At 56.2% G+C, this 15,048-nt stretch carries 14 protein-coding genes and 4 tRNA genes; 8 read left to right on the forward strand and 10 right to left on the reverse strand.

Annotation, left to right across the window (positions count from 1 at the left end; all coding sequences use genetic code 11):
- Window positions 1-219: 219 nt before the first annotated feature.
- The 5 genes from tuf to ABJK56_RS11910 form a co-directional block, all read right to left on the reverse strand.
- Complete coding sequence (gene tuf / locus ABJK56_RS11890) at window positions 220-1,419, reverse strand: elongation factor Tu (protein WP_347244888.1); 1,200 nt, start codon at window positions 1,417-1,419, stop codon at window positions 220-222.
- A 91-nt stretch (window positions 1,420-1,510) separates the two neighbouring features.
- A tRNA-Thr gene (locus ABJK56_RS11895) sits at window positions 1,511-1,583 on the reverse strand.
- Window positions 1,584-1,615: 32 nt separating this feature from the next.
- A tRNA-Gly gene (locus ABJK56_RS11900) sits at window positions 1,616-1,686 on the reverse strand.
- Window positions 1,687-1,708: 22 nt separating this feature from the next.
- Window positions 1,709-1,791 (reverse strand) — tRNA-Tyr (locus tag ABJK56_RS11905).
- Between the two features lie 64 nt (window positions 1,792-1,855).
- Window positions 1,856-1,928: transfer RNA gene (locus ABJK56_RS11910), tRNA-Thr, on the reverse strand.
- 360 nt (window positions 1,929-2,288) lie between these two features.
- On the opposite strand from ABJK56_RS11910, the gene tsaB reads away from it, so the two are divergent.
- A complete protein-coding gene (gene tsaB / locus ABJK56_RS11915) occupies window positions 2,289-2,984 on the forward strand; it encodes a tRNA (adenosine(37)-N6)-threonylcarbamoyltransferase complex dimerization subunit type 1 TsaB (RefSeq protein ID WP_347244889.1) in 696 nt (231 codons plus the stop codon).
- 47 nt (window positions 2,985-3,031) lie between these two features.
- Here tsaB and hemL read toward each other — a convergent pair whose 3' ends face one another.
- The gene (gene hemL, locus ABJK56_RS11920) at window positions 3,032-4,327 is read right to left on the reverse strand and encodes a glutamate-1-semialdehyde 2,1-aminomutase (RefSeq protein WP_347244890.1); all 1,296 of its coding nucleotides are present in this window, start codon (window positions 4,325-4,327) and stop codon (window positions 3,032-3,034) included.
- Window positions 4,328-4,975: 648 nt separating this feature from the next.
- Between hemL and ABJK56_RS11925 the strand changes: the two genes are divergently transcribed.
- Window positions 4,976-5,458, forward strand: coding sequence for a division/cell wall cluster transcriptional repressor MraZ (locus tag ABJK56_RS11925; RefSeq protein WP_347244891.1), 483 nt, complete (start codon window positions 4,976-4,978; stop codon window positions 5,456-5,458).
- Between the two features lie 435 nt (window positions 5,459-5,893).
- Here the strand turns inward: ABJK56_RS11925 and ABJK56_RS11930 are convergent, their stop codons facing one another.
- The 4 genes from ABJK56_RS11930 to ABJK56_RS11945 all read right to left on the reverse strand — a co-directional run bounded on the left by ABJK56_RS11930 (window position 5,894) and on the right by ABJK56_RS11945 (window position 8,817).
- On the reverse strand, window positions 5,894-6,103 hold the full coding sequence (locus tag ABJK56_RS11930) for a hypothetical protein (protein WP_347244892.1): 210 nt from the start codon (window positions 6,101-6,103) through the stop codon (window positions 5,894-5,896).
- A 66-nt stretch (window positions 6,104-6,169) separates the two neighbouring features.
- On the reverse strand, window positions 6,170-7,216 hold the full coding sequence (locus ABJK56_RS11935) for a TIGR03009 domain-containing protein (protein WP_347244893.1): 1,047 nt from the start codon (window positions 7,214-7,216) through the stop codon (window positions 6,170-6,172).
- 233 nt (window positions 7,217-7,449) lie between these two features.
- On the reverse strand, window positions 7,450-8,337 hold the full coding sequence (thyX, locus tag ABJK56_RS11940; RefSeq protein WP_347244894.1) for an FAD-dependent thymidylate synthase: 888 nt from the start codon (window positions 8,335-8,337) through the stop codon (window positions 7,450-7,452).
- Window positions 8,338-8,520: 183 nt separating this feature from the next.
- Window positions 8,521-8,817, reverse strand: coding sequence for a hypothetical protein (locus tag ABJK56_RS11945; protein ID WP_347244895.1), 297 nt, complete (start codon window positions 8,815-8,817; stop codon window positions 8,521-8,523).
- A gap of 252 nt (window positions 8,818-9,069) precedes the next feature.
- Here ABJK56_RS11945 and ABJK56_RS11950 point away from each other — a divergent pair, with 252 nt between their 5' ends.
- The 6 genes from ABJK56_RS11950 to ABJK56_RS11975 all read left to right on the forward strand — a co-directional run bounded on the left by ABJK56_RS11950 (window position 9,070) and on the right by ABJK56_RS11975 (window position 15,021).
- Window positions 9,070-9,456, forward strand: a complete 387-nt coding sequence (locus ABJK56_RS11950) for a P-II family nitrogen regulator (protein ID WP_347244896.1) — start codon at window positions 9,070-9,072, stop codon at window positions 9,454-9,456.
- A 282-nt stretch (window positions 9,457-9,738) separates the two neighbouring features.
- Window positions 9,739-10,362, forward strand: a complete 624-nt coding sequence (locus ABJK56_RS11955) for an SIS domain-containing protein (protein WP_347244897.1) — start codon at window positions 9,739-9,741, stop codon at window positions 10,360-10,362.
- 216 nt (window positions 10,363-10,578) lie between these two features.
- Window positions 10,579-12,135, forward strand: coding sequence for an arylsulfatase (locus ABJK56_RS11960; protein ID WP_347244898.1), 1,557 nt, complete (start codon window positions 10,579-10,581; stop codon window positions 12,133-12,135).
- Between the two features lie 268 nt (window positions 12,136-12,403).
- Entirely contained in the window at window positions 12,404-12,967 is a 564-nt protein-coding gene (locus tag ABJK56_RS11965) for a TadE/TadG family type IV pilus assembly protein (protein ID WP_347244899.1), read from the forward strand.
- Between the two features lie 52 nt (window positions 12,968-13,019).
- Window positions 13,020-14,339: a TadE family protein gene (locus ABJK56_RS11970; protein ID WP_347244900.1), complete on the forward strand. Its 1,320-nt coding sequence runs from the start codon at window positions 13,020-13,022 to the stop codon at window positions 14,337-14,339.
- 85 nt (window positions 14,340-14,424) lie between these two features.
- Complete coding sequence (locus ABJK56_RS11975; RefSeq protein WP_347244901.1) at window positions 14,425-15,021, forward strand: TadE/TadG family type IV pilus assembly protein; 597 nt, start codon at window positions 14,425-14,427, stop codon at window positions 15,019-15,021.
- Window positions 15,022-15,048 lie beyond the last annotated feature (27 nt).

Genomic DNA, 15,048 nt, shown 5'->3' on the forward strand with positions numbered 1-15,048 from the left:
CCGGTTTTGGAGACCGGTGCTCTACCAATTGAGCTACACCCCTACCGCGCGCACCACTGTGCGCCGCTTGTAATTAAGCTTATCCGCCTCTCTCGTACCGATCAAGGCCATCGAGTGCTCGGACCGATGTTGCCAGCCAAATGCGCTGGTCTGCACAACCTCCCGATCAGTCGGAATGGTCTGCGCCCCGATTCCGCACGACGCACACCATCCGCCGGGTTACTCGAGGATCTTCGTGACCACCCCGGATCCGACCGTGCGACCACCTTCACGGATCGCGAAACGGAGGTTCTCCTGCATCGCGACAGGCGAAATCAGCTCCACCTGAAGCTTCACATTCTCGCCCGGCAGAACCATCTCCGCCCCGCCCAGGAGCTGAATCTCACCAGTCACGTCCGTCGTCCGGAAGTAGAATTGCGGCCGATAACCGCTCATGATCGGGGTGTGACGGCCACCCTCATCCTTGGAGAGAATATACACCTCGGCTTCGAACTTGGTGTGCGGGGTGATGCTTCCCGGCTTCGCCAGAACCTGACCGCGCTCCACTTCGTCCTTTTTGATACCCCGGAGGAGACAACCGACGTTGTCACCTGCCCGACCTTCGTCGAGAGTCTTGTTAAACATTTCGATGCTGGTCACGACGGTCTTGCGCGGCTCCCGCGAGAATCCCACGATCTCCACTTCGTCGCCGGGACGAATCGTACCTTGCTCGATACGGCCAGTGGCCACCGTTCCGCGGCCCTCGATCGAGAAGACGTCTTCGACCGCCATCAAGAACGGCTTGTCGATTGGGCGCACAGGCTCCGGGATGTAAGAGTCAATAGCATCTAGCAGTTCCTGAATGCACTTGGTCGCCTCAGGATCATCGGGATTCTGGTAAGCCGCCAGCGCGTTGCCTCTGATGATGGGCACCTCGTCACCTGGGAAGTCGTACTTCTTTAGCAATTCCCGGAGTTCCATTTCCACCAGGTCGAGCAACTCGGGGTCATCGACCAGGTCGATTTTATTGAGGAACACAACCATCGCCGGGACGTTCACCTGACGGGCAAGCAGGACGTGCTCCCGGGTCTGCGGCATCGGACCATCGGCGGCCGACACAACGAGGATAGCGCCGTCCATCTGAGCCGCACCGGTGATCATGTTCTTGATGAAGTCCGCGTGCCCCGGGCAGTCGATATGAGCGTAGTGACGTTTTTCAGTTTCATATTCCACGTGGGCCACATGAATCGTCACCGTCTTGGTGGCGTCACGGACAGTCCCACCCTTCGCAATGTCTGCATAGCTCTTGAACTTGGCAAGTCCCTTGCGGGATTGCACCGCCAAAATCGCACCGGTCAGCGTGGTCTTACCATGGTCGATGTGACCGATCGTCCCTACATTGACGTGGGGCTTCGTCCGAACAAATACATCCTTAGCCATTCTCGATCAATCTCCGTGCTCTGGTCTGGAACCTCGAATCAAGTTACCTGATGACAAAATCCACTCAACCGGCCGGCTCGGAAACACAATAAGCTGCTGATGGGACTTGAACCCATGACCTCGTCCTTACCAAGGACGCGCTCTACCGGCTGAGCTACAGCAGCACAGACGCCCGCACCGAAACACCTCGATCCACAGCGGGTGAGGGGAGTCGAACCCCCGTCAATAGCTTGGAAGGCTACTGCTCTACCGTTGAGCTACACCCGCAGGTGGCTTAGACGCATCGTATTGGGGGGTGCAGGATTCGAACCTGCGAAGGCGTAAGCCATCAGATTTACAGTCTGACCCCTTTGACCACTCGGGAAACCCCCCAAGGTCTCAGTCGCATGCGGGCCGAACAAGCGTCCATCGCGAACCGGCCGCCCTTCGCCCGCAAAGCTAACGGTGGGACTCGAACCCACAACCTGCTGATTACAAGTCAGCCGCTCTGCCAATTGAGCTACGCTAGCGTTCGGCGAAGGGGAATGTAAACGATAAATATACCGCCCCGTGAAGGCAATGCAAGGTGTCCCCCGCCAGGTTGATGGGGATAGGTCCAAACGTTATTATACGACCTGGACCGCTTCCCAAAAACAGCGATTGACTCGGCCCATCAGTTCAGCATGCACTACAGGAGCATCATGAAACCCATTGCGAGGGATCAAAATGACTATGTATTGTACAATTGCTGTCGAGCGGTTAGTTATCCCTGAACTCCTTAATGTCTGTTATCAACCCTGATCGAGATTTTAGTTCACTCCGTGGCCGACTAAACGGTTGATCGGTCTTTTATCTGGTTGTACCCATCGAGCAAGCGAGGATCCAAGTCTGTGAACATTCTCGGAATCGAGACAACCGCAGCACCCGGCAGCGTAGCGGTCGCCCGCGACGAGACCATTTTGGCCGAACTTCGCCTTCCCGATTTTCCCCGTGCGGCCGGCAGTCTAGCCCCCACCCTTGGCGAACTCCTGCAAACGGCGGGTTGGAACCCCAAGGACGTTAATCTGGTAAGCGTCACCGTCGGCCCCGGGCAATTCACGAGCGTCCGGATTGGCGTCGTGACAGCCAAGACTTTCGCGTACGCTGTTGGCGCTGAGATTATCGGGCTTAACACTTTCGACGTCGTGGCCTGCCAAACACCCAAAATCGCCGAGTATCTCGCTGTGATCGGCGATGCACAGCGGGGACAGGTCGTCGGCCGGGCCTACGTCTGGACCAACGATCACGGATGGGCGTTTTTTGAAGACCCAGGCATCGTCCATCTCCAGGAATGGCTCGATGGATTGGGAGAAAAAGGCTCCGTTGCCGTAACCGGGCCTGGCCTGCATCGATTCGCCCAGAGTGTTGTCCCTGGGGTCACAGTAGCTCCCCGAGAACTCTGGGACCCAACGGCTGCCACCGTTGCCCGATTGGCCTATCAACGGTATCTGGCCGGAGAGCGCAACGACGTGTGGACACTCAAGCCCATTTACTATCGGCCGAGTTACGCCGAGGAAAAGCGAATGTCGGCCCCATCGGGGCAATAGTGGCATCGCATGGTCGAAGCGGTACGGGCCCTTTATGGGGCCATTTATCAACCGTCTGTTCGCAGTTGTGTGAAGGCCGCCTCCGCCGCCTCGAGTGTCTGAGCTATTTCCGTGTCAGAGTGAACCGTGGAAAGGAACCACGCCTCATACTGACTGCAGGGGAGATAAATTCCTCGTTCGAGCATCGCCCAGAAGAATTGCGCGAATCGCTTCACGTCGCATTGGGAAGCGGTATCCCAATCGCGGACCGGCTGCGAATTGAAAAACAAGGTGAGCATCGATCCACAGTGCTGAACCTGGACGGGAATACCAGCCCTGGCTGCCAGGGATGAGAGCCCGACCGCCAATTGTTGCGCTCGCTTTTCCAGATCGGGATATGGATTTTCTCGTTCCAGTACCTGCAGCGTGGCTAGGCCTGCAGCCATCGCGAGTGGATTCCCACTCAGAGTTCCCGCCTGAAACACTTTCCCCACCGGGAGGACATGGTCCATGATCTCAGACCGCCCGCCGTAAGCTCCCACGGGCAAGCCCCCGCCAATGATTTTCCCCAAAGTGGTTAAATCGGGCGATATTCCGAAAAGGCTTTGCGCCCCCCCCAGTGCAACTCGGAACCCGGTCATCACTTCATCAAAGATAAGAACCGATCCGTGCGCACTCGTCAGCTCTCGCAGCTTTCGTAGAAAAGCAGGGTCGGCGGGAACGCAGCCCATGTTGCCCGCTACCGGCTCGACAATCACCGCCGCTATCTCATGGCCATGCACATGAAACGTATCCTCCAGTTGCGTCACATCGTTGTACCGCAGCACAAGGGTGTCTTTAGAAGCTCCGAATGTGACTCCCGGTGATGTGGGAACCCCGAGAGTTGCCGCCGAACTTCCTGCCGCCACGAGCAGGCTATCCACGTGGCCATGGTAATTCCCAGCGAATTTAATGATCTTATCACGACCGGTGTAGGCCCGCGCCAACCGGATGGCGCTCATAGTCGCCTCGGTACCGGAATTCACGAATCTGACTTTCTCTACAGAGGGCACAAGCCGACAAACCGTTTCTGCAAGTTCAGTCTCCAATTCCGTGGGAGCCCCAAAACTCGTTCCACGACGAATGGCGTGCTCAAGCACGGAGATCACCGCCGGATGAGCGTGCCCGAGTATCATTGGCCCCCAGGAAAGCACGTAATCGATATAGCAGTTCCCATCGATGTCATAGAGGCGACAGCCCTCACCACGCTCAATGATAATGGGCTGACCTCCCACCGCGCCGAAGGCTCGCGCCGGACTGTTCACCCCACCTGGTATGACGCGTTTCGCTCGTTCGAAAGCCTCGCGGCTCCGTTCCCGTCGCATATTGCGCCTCCATCTTTGCCTATGCCGTGCTGCGAATACCGGGCACCACTGGGATCGTGCGAGTGGAGAAAATTCATGATAGCCGTGGAGCGGAACGTTTCCCATGACGGAGAGAAAAGAAAACTCCGGGAACCTCGTTCAGGGAGTGTCGACCGACGAAGATTGCCATTTCTGGGAATTTGCCGCCGCTGAGCGCGACAGCGCTAGGCATGCGGTGTGATTGCAATCTGAAAAACAACCTCGACCGACATCGAGTGCTCGAATATCTCTGGCGGCGTCGAAAATCGCGGGAGAGTCTCATCAACGGCATGCGTCGCGACGAAGCTCAAGGACCACCCAACCTGCTTTTGTTGCTTCGTGAGTCGACTTTGCTTCATGAGCGAACCAAGGGGAGCACACTTTTGCATACGGCTAACCGACGCACAAATGTCGTCTCAAAGATCATTGTCCGCGGATTGTTGCGCACGGGATTGCGCGACAGAAAAAATTTGCTGGGGTGATCTTGCGGACGAGACGGAGAGGGTTAAACTCGTTGCATATGGGTTTACGTCCCATTTTTGAGCATAAGTTCAAGGGATTTGTGGGGATCTTGCCCAAGACGGCGGCATGTGATAAAAAGAGAGCACGACAGAGAAAGAACTCAAGCCGATGTCGCAAACTCCCTTAATCCTCGGGGAATATGTGCGTGCTCTGGACGAGCGATATCGGCTTTCCATTCCCAACGAGCTAATGGACTTACTGGCTCCCGACGCGAAAGAGTGTGTTCTGGTCAAGGAGAGGCGAGGTTGTCTGAGCTTATGGAGCCCACAAAACTGGCGAACGCGTTGGGAAGCGGGAGTCGAACTGATCCGACAAAAAGTCCAGATGGGAAGGCTGGATACGCGGCTTTCCGACGTGCAGCGTTTTGGGCGGCTCCTTTCCAGCCGCTTCCGAACTGTTCCCGTCGCACAGCGTGGTCGGATCGTTATCCCAGAAGGTTTCAGAGAGTTTCTTGCCGTTGAAGCTGGTGGCGAGGTGATGGTGGTGGGGGCGGCTGTTTGCGTCGAAATATGGCACCCCGAGCAATGGAGAAAATACCTGGAAATGGCAATGCCAAAATTCGCCAGGTTGTATGAAAGCCTGGCCCAGTAGGTCCAGGGAGAGGCTGGCCGAAATAGTGGGAGAGTGTTTGAGGAGCGCAGGGTAATAACGGGAGGGAAGAGGACCCAGGCGAACAACGCAAGGACGACAGCGGAAGCTCGGCGAACCGTTGCGATTCCGTACGGCTGCCGACATGTTCACGGAGGAATGAGCGCTTCAAGGATGGCGGCCAGCTCGGCCGGTGGGTGGAACGGAATCCTAGCCGCGCTCGGTCATTAGGACAGGTGCTGCGCGCCCATGTGTGTCACCCGATACCCCACATGGGTCACGGATTGGTTGCCTGACGGGGAGAGGAGGCCCCGGCCTGCTCCAACCAATGGCCGAGCGCGGCTTTTTTCTTATCCTATCCCCCGTCAATCGTCCGGAAAAGCGACAATAGGAGAGCAAAAATGGTTGCCCACGCAGAACCGGCAAAGTTTCTTTGGTTCAACGGGCAGATTTGAGGAAGAGCACGTTTTCCAAAACGACCACCAGATTGAATCCACCGCCGGGATCGAACGGCAACTTATTCTCCCACTGAGTTACCGCGATATCCCTCGCCTGACAGATCGAAGCGAAAGCTTCTTCTCTGCGAACCTTGGAAGCACTGGGGCTGGTCTGTGTGTAAAGAAAAGCTGCCCGCGGTGAGATCCGCACCGATTCGTCAGTGTTTTCAGTAGGAACCCTCGCGATGGCGTTGATGGCATTTCCTCTTTATCGCCCTTATTGGGGCCTAATCGTCTGAGGTTGCTGGCCCAGTTGCGGTGCTCCGTTGCCGGGCGAAGCAGACGACGGTTCTGTCACCTTTGCCCAGGAAGGGTCGGGCAAGACAGGCTTGAACGGATCCTCTTTAAATATTCGCAGCGGATCAAACGCATTCACTTTAATGCGGTCAAACTGAAACACCGTACGGGACTGCGTGTTCGGCTGGGCGCTCGGATGGTAAAGTTGCAGGGCGTAGATATTGAGCTCGGGTAGCCTCAGGATGAGCTGCGCCCTTTGAAAATTGGCCGCCTCTCGCTGGTACCGAGGAAATGCTTCCAGCCAGATTTCGTCCTTAACGTTTTGAGGGGTGATGATCCTCATGTAGTAACGCCGTTTTAAGGATTCCGCTTCGGCACCAAAGAGGAAGGGCAGCGGCCCCTCGGTGATTGCCTTTCCTTGAAGTTCGGGAGGGAGCGGGGTTTCTACAATCTGTTTGGTCTCAAATCGGTATTCGTACACGGCGCGACCATCGCACACCCAACGCTCGGGATGTGCGGTAGGTTGCCAGCGATTTTCGACGACCTCTTCGTCCACCCGAAAGAGCCCCTTGTCCGGTGCCGAATAGAGAATCCGGCCCCGTGTGATCCGTTTTGGCTGATTTGGCGGCCCCCACACTGGGTCAAATTCCCACCGGGTGAATTCGCACTCGAATGTCTTGACGCGGGAACTTTTTTCTTCCCACGCGCGAAGTACCCGATCAAGCTGCTCCTGTTCATAGGGAGTCAGTGTAAACGGGGCAGGAAGCAGGGCGTTGGCCGATCGAGCGTCGTCAGGTGTAATCGGCTGGTTTGGATTCGGCACGGCAGGTCCCTGTGCGGTGGCAGGTGGGACGTAAACATTGTTGCCCCGTGGAGAGATGGCGGGCTGTCCCGCACCACCGGTGGGAACCTGGCCTGATGCCCCGCTCAGAGCGAGAAGCGCCAACGTAACGCTCACCCCACCCAGAGAGAACCAATGTGACACGGCGAGAAATCGCGGGCCATCTCCTGGCCGGCAAAACACCATGGATCCGATCCTCCTCAACGGAAAGGGCCGTCTGCTTCCGGCCCGCTGTGTGTATAGTCCACCAGGCGTGATTGACAACTCCCTGAATCTTATCCGGAGCCCCACATTTTCCCAAGATCACTTCTGAAGGAGGGAACCTACAAATCGAAGAAAAGGCTGTGGCACCAGTAACGTGGGGCCGATGCCGTTGCCTCTCCGGAAATGACCTCTTGGAGAATTAGGCCCCTCCCGCATCAACGGACCAGACCCAGCTTGCGGAGTTTCTCCAAACATTCATCCCGTTCCCGGCAGCGGAAAAGTCCCTGCCAGGATGGATCCTGTACCTCCATGAACTCGTCCTCGGTAGCCGGTATCCGCCCCAGCGAAGCCAGCTTCTGGATCACTTCGCAATCCAGGCGCGACAGAACAACACTTTGAAAGCGATAATCAAGAAACGCTTCCCAGGTGATGGGGAATAGCCGTGCCACAATTTCGTGCCCAATCACGTGCGCATACTGAGCGATTTCCCATTGCGCATGTGGATCCATGCGTAATTCCAGGAAATGCAAAAGATTATGAAGATCGATCTTCCAGTATGCCTCCGTGTATGTGGAAAGCGGCAAATCCTTACGCGCTTGCTCTCGGGCCACCCCCAGCTCAAGTCGATGCTGGTACACTCGACGGGCGTATTCCTGAAGCTCTCTTTCCTCATCGCTGAGTTGTCGGCCAATTTCAGGGTCGAGAAATCCCTCACTCCCCTGTCGATTGTTCTTTGATTGCCGCCGCCAACCGTCGGGCGGGGTTCGGTGCGCAGCATCAATGGCAATTGAATAGCGGGTACTGTACTCATTGACCGAGGCCGTGCGATGCCGAATCCACTGCCGCCAAATATCCATGGGCACCCGCACCAGCAGTTTGATCTCGGCCATTTCAAAGGGAGTCGTGTGCCGGTGCCGCATCAAGTAGCGGATGAGCGTTCGGTCATCGGACACAGTTTTCGTGCCTGCTCCGTAACTAACACGGGCAGCCTGGACGATCGCCGAATCGTCGCCCATGACATCCACAAGTGCAACAAATCCATCATCCAAGACGGGGAACTTCTTCCATCGAAGCGCTTCAACCTGCTCTGCGTTGTTGCTCATGGCCGAGTTCAACCACGTTTTCCTCTTTTTCTGATAACCCTTGTCAGCCTTTTGCCACACCCACCGGTTCGCAGATTGCTGTCACTTTTTGGGATTACCAAATTCAGCACACACTCGGTGGCGTATTAACCACCGAGTCGTTTCCTGTCACGCTTGCTCACTTCTTACACAAAAACCGAACGATCACGTCCTGTTCGGGGGTTTGTTCTGAAGCTCCGCGTAAAGTCTGGCCAAATATTCAGGATTATCGGTTTTTACCAGATGGGCGATGCGTGATTCGGGCACATGCAGATTGCGAAGTGCCGCTTCGATGCGTTTCCATAATCTCTGGCGGGCCTTTCCTTCGGCCAAATAAAGGTCGCCGATCATATCGCCCAGCTTTTGGAGCATGAGTGTATCGCGGTTTTCGTAATAGCGACGAATAACCGCTTCCTGATAGGGGGTACGTTCCGGCTGCGAGTGCTTTGGTTTGTCGGTCACGTGGAACCTTTCCTTCGTTGATAGGTGACGATAATCGCCATTAGCAACGTCTTATTATCTGTTGGGATTGAAGCCCCGACGAGTCCGGCGTGAACTCTTTTCGGCCTCCTGCTCACTTTTCGGTCCCCCGCCCACTTCGTACATTAAAAAAGATGAATTTTTCGGGAGAAATCGCCTGTCAGATGCGTCGCGGTAAAAACCGTTGTGATGAAGCCCTTCGTGAGCCTCTCTGCCACTGGGAAACACCTGCCGATGAAAACCGTCATCGCCATTGTGAGGCCGTTCGTAGCGGAGCGGATCCTGGAAGCGCTGCAACTCGCGCCGGTGGAAATGTGCACCGTGCGAGAGGTCAAAGGCTTCGGCCGACAGAAGAATTATCTCGAAGAATATCGCGGGGGAGATTACGCGCTCGCTTTCATTCCCAAAGTGCAGATCACGATTTGGGTGGAAGACTTTCGTACTGAGGAAATTGTACGGTTGATCATCACCCATGCGAGAACCGGCCGCATGGGCGATGGAAAGATTTTCATCCTCCCCGCAGATATGCGAGGCTTCGAAATTCACGACATTGCCAAAACCGAAGTTTCTGATGACGGGGAATTGCCCGAGGACGGCCCCTTGCGATTGCTAGCGTTTTGAAACGGGGATCGCTAAGACGTCAAATCTCGGCAACCCGTGGAAGTAAACCAAGGGCATAACCACTGGCCGCATACGAACCAGCGCAAAACCCGGCAGACTGCCTCGATCGCGTGTTATTCTGGATAAAGTTACGTGCGGACGTTCTGATGGCCTTTTTGCTAAGAAGTAGTCGGTGTAACAAGTGGCTTAGTAAGCTTTCTCAGAAACGCCTCGACTGTTCAATAGTTTGGCCCGCTGGAGTGTCAACGTTCGTATTCATCATTGCTGAAAAAGGAGCGCACCGTGCTAGGGGAAATACTGGAACCGAAGGCTTATTTTGACCGTCTCGCTGACGAACTCCGGAAACTGGATCTCGCCGCGCTGGCAACTCTCTCGGACTGGCTCTGCGATGCGTGGGAGCATCGCCGATGGGTCTTCGTTTGTGGGAACGGCGGTTCGGCGGCCACTGCCAACCACCTTGCGCAGGACCTCGCAAAAGGGGTTATCCGCGAAGAAGATCTCCGCACCGATCGACGCCGCGGTTTCCGCTCCATCAGTCTGGCAGCCAACGTGAGCTGGTTTTCGGCTCTGGGGAACGATATGGGCTATGATCAGGTGTTCGTTCAACAACTGGCCAATTACGGCAGCCCAGGCGATATCCTTATCGCCATCAGCGGGTCCGGCAATAGCCCCAACGTCCTGGAAGCTGTGAACTGGGCGAATTCTCACGGTTTAAAAACTTACGGCCTGACGGGATTCGACGGGGGCAAGCTCAAGCAGATTCAGCAGGCGGGGTTGCACGTTGCGATCGACGATATGGAAATGGTGGAAAGCATTCACTCCTGCGCATGTCACTGGCTCGTAGATGACCTTCGTGCCCGTCTCTATGGCACCGGACGTTACGCAGCGACGTGGGCGACCAAATAGGCATACCGTCCCTTGTAGACAAACCGTTCTTCCCCTAGCTGGCCGGCACGCGAGCGGACGGCGATCCGGCGGTAGTGGCCCCATATACGGAGTGGAATACAATTCTCGTCGTGATTGCGGTCTTTTATGCCGGAAGGCCCGAAGTTAGAATGAGAACGCTCTTGTGCAGATAGCAAACGTTCCATGACGCGCTCACATGACTGGGGGAGGCACAGCATGAGGCGGATGACACCGCGGATTACCCGTTGTGGTTTGGTGATGCTGGCCATCGGATGTTTAGGTATTGCTCAGGCGGAGAACCCGCAACCTGTCTCACCTGCAAAAGACCTGCCCAACATTGTGCTTATCTACGCGGATGATCTGGGCTACGGCGACGTGGGATGCTACGGTGCGAAGCGGATTCCCACACCCAACATCGATCGCCTTGCTCGAGAGGGATTGCTCTTCCGTGATGCGCATTCGCCTGCTGCCACGTGCACGCCTTCGCGGTATGCCATGTTGACAGGCGAGTACGCCTTCCGCAAACCTGGCACCGGCGTACTGCCTGGAGACGCCTCATTGATCATCGAGCCAGGTCGAGTGACGCTGCCATCCATGCTGAAGAAGGCCGGCTACACGACGGCAGTTGTTGGGAAGTGGCACTTGGGATTGGGTGCAGGCCAGATCGACTGGAATGGTGAAATCAAGCCCGGTCCGTTGGAAATTGGCTTCGATTACTCCTTCATTATTCCTGCAACCGGCGACCGCGTTCCCTGTGTGTATGTGGAAAACCACCGGGTGGTGGGTGCGGACCCAAACGATCCTATCCGCGTCAGTTACAAAGAGAAGATCGGAGATGAACCCACAGGCCGGGAAAGGCCAGACTTGCTTAAATATCCGTTCAGTCACGGACACGACGGCACCATCATCAACGGCATCAGCCGTATCGGATTTATGTCTGGTGGGAAAAAGGCTCGGTGGGTGGACGAAGACATGGCCGATGTTCTCACCCAGAAAGCCCTCCGATTTATCGAGGAGCACCAAGATGAGCCGTTCTTCCTCTATTTCGCCACACACGACATCCACGTCCCGCGTCTTCCCCATCCCCGTTTCGTCGGCAAAAGTCAGTGTGGCTTACGAGGAGATGCGGTTGTGGAATTTGATTGGTGCGTGGGAGAAATCCTTGCCATCCTTGACAAACTTGGGTTGCAGGACAAGACCCTTGTGATTTTTACCAGCGACAACGGCCCCGTCGTGGACGACGGTTATCGTGATGGTGCCGTGGAACACCTGGGAGATCACAAACCAGCCGGTCCGTGGCGTGGAGGCAAGTATAGCGCCTTTGAGGGAGGAACTCGAGTCCCCATGATTGTGCGCTGGGCCGGACATGTTCCGGCAGGAAAAGAGACCGACGCCCTCGTCTGCCAGGTAGACTTTCTCGCATCATTGGCCCAACTCGTCGGTCAGCCCCTGCCTGCGGAAGCGGCTCCCGACAGCATGAACGTCCTCGACGCACTCCTTGGAAAATCCGATCACGGTCGAGATGAGTTGGTAGAGCAGGCAGGTATTCTCGCTTTGCGTCAGGGGAATTGGAAGTATATTCCGCCTCGCAAAGGTCAGGCCATTAACCCCAACACAGGCACGGAGCTCGGTGTGGCTCCAGAAGGGATGCTTTTTAATCTCGCGGAAGATCCTGGCGAGCAGCATAATCTTGTGCAGAAGCTCCCCGAAAAGGCCCGGGCAATGGCACAACGCCTGCAAGAAATCCGACAGGCAGGACGCAGCCGTCCCTGAGATTGCGAGTTGCCCGAAGATGGATTCTCAGCCGATCTCGCAGGGCCTCCACTGGATGCGGATTTGGTTGCTTATCCGGTAGCCGGTGTTGTGTTTTTGAAACATTTTCTCGTGAATGTTGTTATCACTCATCGCTGCTAGACCAACTCATCGAGCTTAACGGGGCCGTGCGCACCGGCTCTTTTGCGAGCGGCACGGGGTTTGCACGAAGCCATTTTCGACGATTTTCTCGCTTGTCCGAGCCATACTCTTTCTCGAAACGAAGAACATGAATTCTCCTCATATTCCCATAAAGATGCGTCGTTTCAAAAAACGAAGGCCGGCATCCGGACGGATTCGGAGGGAGCGGTATTTTTTCCGCCGTGGGGTGCTGAGCCTCGAGCTGGTCCTTGTGCTGCCGCTCATATTGATAGCACTTCTCGCCACGGTGCAGTTCGGAAAGTACTTCGCCAATTTGCAAGAACTCGCATTCGCCACCCGCGTAGGTGCCGAGGAAGCGGCGAAAACGTCAGGGCTTTCCAATGTGGAAGGCGACCCAGTACCCACCAATGTTGTTCAGGCGATCGATCATCAATTGGCCGCTTTCGGACTGTCGCGACGAATCATTGTGTTGGAACACAACATTGGTGGGACACCTGTGAGCCTAGTGGAGCCGACCGGCGCACCTGCCCCCACGAAGCTGAGCCCAGTGCCGCCTGGGCGATACGTGCGGATACTCATCACGGTTCCAAAGGCAGACGTTATGCCGGAGCTACTGAAGGTGTTCGGGCTGCACTTGGCAGGTGGGTGCAAGACAACCACCCTCTGGACAGTGTGGGCCTACGAGAAGTGAGTCACGTCCTCAAGTTGCGGAGTTGTCACACTCGTCTCTGTCGGATCCAGGTATGAGCATCTTATTCTCAACACGCAAATTCCCGCGTTCCATAAACCGGTCAGACAAAGGCCTCGCCGGTCGTCGGGGAATTGCAACTCTGTGGCTGGTGCTCACCCTTCCCATTTTTTTGATTCTTTTCGGGTTCGTCGTGGAGCTCGGCCATTTGTGGCTTGCGCGAGTAGAACTGGAAAACGCCCTGGAGGCGGCAGCTCGGGCCGCCGTCAAGGCCTGGGGGGATGCCGGTGGTGGTTCCACGTATATCCCTCGCCAAATCGGAGTCGCTTACGCGGCCGCGAACCACGTTCGGGGCCTTCCTTTAGAAATCGCGGCCAATTACGACCCCGCTCCGGGCCCGTCCAATCCAAACGAGAACCTCACCTGCTGTGTTCAACCGGGAGATCCAGTTGGGGGTGTCTCCCCTGAAGGCAATCTTGTCTTTGGAGCGGTCATCCGCGATCCCAACGCCACTTGCCCTATCGTGTTTGACGCCAGCAAACGTCCCGGTTGCAGCCCTGGCACCGTCCTTATTGACGCCACAGCACAGGGACCAGGGAACCTCGTCCAGGACAACGCCTGGGGCATCGTGTTTCGCCCATCCCCCGACCTTCCCGCTGGCTTGACGATTCAGAGCATCACCATCGATCTCCAGGCGGGTGGGGGCAGCGGTCAATTCGACTTCAAGTCTGCACCACCAGTTCTCTCCGATAATTTGCCGACCCCGATCATCCCATGTCACAACGACGTGGAAGGCTTTCCAAATCCCGCCTCCCAGATTGTCTTCTCCCCGACCTCCGGGCTATCGCCAACCCTCACCATTAATTTCTATCCCGATCCGATAAGTGGAGATCTGGGCTTTGAGCCCGGGGACCGACTTCGTTTTGGCGCCCGAACAGCTGGCGTTTCCCAGGGAAGTGGCCAGGATGACGGTGATGGCATAGGGCGGGACGCCGTGAAAGTGACTGTCGTTTTCGCGATCAATGGGAATCCGCTGCCGCCAGTGTCGGCCACATTTTATGACAATACGGAATCGTCCAATGACTGCCAGGCAACCTGTCCGGTGCACCCGTCGGGGATCGAGGACTTGCCCTGCCCCCCTGCCAGCGCCCCGAACAACAACGGACAGTCTTACGCGCTTCTATCTGGTGGGAACGGGGATAGCCAATTCGCCGTCCGCGCCCAGGCTGTCTTGGCGGTTCCCAGTCCGATCTGTTCACTTTTTGGTCTCAAAATGCCTCGCTACCGAGTGTCCGCCCACACGATTGCCGTTTACCAGTGCGGGAGCAAGGAAATAAGGCTCCAGCGTGTTGACGAATACAAATGCGGCAACTGATCAAAACATTGAGGAGAATGGTCGTAACAGCTCCGTCACTTATGCAACAGCGGAGCAGCCAGCTCTGTCATGCGGTTAATCGACAATGATTAGAACAATCGCAAAATCTAAAATACCTCTTGCAATCAGATCAAACTGCAGCAGAACGGCATTGATTCTTCCCGGCAGATTGCACCGGCTCAGGGCTTCGCGTCGCGGTTCACTGACGTTGGAAGCCGTGCTTGTTCTGCCGATTCTCCTGCTCGCCACCTTGGCCGTCTTTCAATTCGGCGTGTTGATGCTCATTGAACAGACGATCACGCATGCGGTCACGGTGGCAGCAAGGGAAGCCGGAAAAGGCGCCGACATCGACGCGACGGTTCTCTCGGTTAACGCTGTATTAGGCCTGCACGGCCTCTCCATTGGCCCTGGTGCGACCCTCATCCTAGAGGACAATTTGAGCACGCCCACGGTTCAGGTTCGCGGCACGCTCCCCTGTCCTATTCCCAGCGTTCCTTCGGTCCCCTCGGGAATGCTCAAAGCCACTCTGTGCGTTGACCTCACCCAGAAACCATTCTTCAATCTGCTCGCCACCTGCGGCTTGGACTTTACAGGCCGAAAATTCACGGTTTCCGCCGTGGCGCTCCGGGAATTTGATGGTCCCCCCGAAGTAACCCCGCGTCCCGATTGTTCCTGCCGATAACCGACATTACCCCGGAGTTTTAAGGGT

The organism is Thermogutta sp. (genome assembly GCF_039793925.1).
Classification (GTDB): Bacteria; Planctomycetota; Planctomycetia; order Pirellulales; family Thermoguttaceae; genus Thermogutta.

Excerpts from the sequence above, each read along its gene's own strand:
- tuf (WP_347244888.1), bottom strand. The coding sequence starts at position 1,419 with ATGGCTAAGGATGTATTTGTTCGGACGAAGCCCCACGTCAATGTAGGG.
- ABJK56_RS11960 (WP_347244898.1), top strand. The coding sequence starts at position 10,579 with ATGAGGCGGATGACACCGCGGATTACCCGTTGTGGTTTGGTGATGCTG.
- ABJK56_RS11925 (WP_347244891.1), top strand. The coding sequence starts at position 4,976 with ATGTCGCAAACTCCCTTAATCCTCGGGGAATATGTGCGTGCTCTGGAC.
- hemL (WP_347244890.1), bottom strand. The coding sequence starts at position 4,327 with ATGCGACGGGAACGGAGCCGCGAGGCTTTCGAACGAGCGAAACGCGTC.
- ABJK56_RS11965 (WP_347244899.1), top strand. The coding sequence starts at position 12,404 with ATGAATTCTCCTCATATTCCCATAAAGATGCGTCGTTTCAAAAAACGA.
- ABJK56_RS11950 (WP_347244896.1), top strand. The coding sequence starts at position 9,070 with ATGAAAACCGTCATCGCCATTGTGAGGCCGTTCGTAGCGGAGCGGATC.
- ABJK56_RS11975 (WP_347244901.1), top strand. The coding sequence starts at position 14,425 with ATGATTAGAACAATCGCAAAATCTAAAATACCTCTTGCAATCAGATCA.
- thyX (WP_347244894.1), bottom strand. The coding sequence starts at position 8,337 with ATGAGCAACAACGCAGAGCAGGTTGAAGCGCTTCGATGGAAGAAGTTC.
- ABJK56_RS11935 (WP_347244893.1), bottom strand. The coding sequence starts at position 7,216 with ATGGTGTTTTGCCGGCCAGGAGATGGCCCGCGATTTCTCGCCGTGTCA.
- ABJK56_RS11970 (WP_347244900.1), top strand. The coding sequence starts at position 13,020 with ATGAGCATCTTATTCTCAACACGCAAATTCCCGCGTTCCATAAACCGG.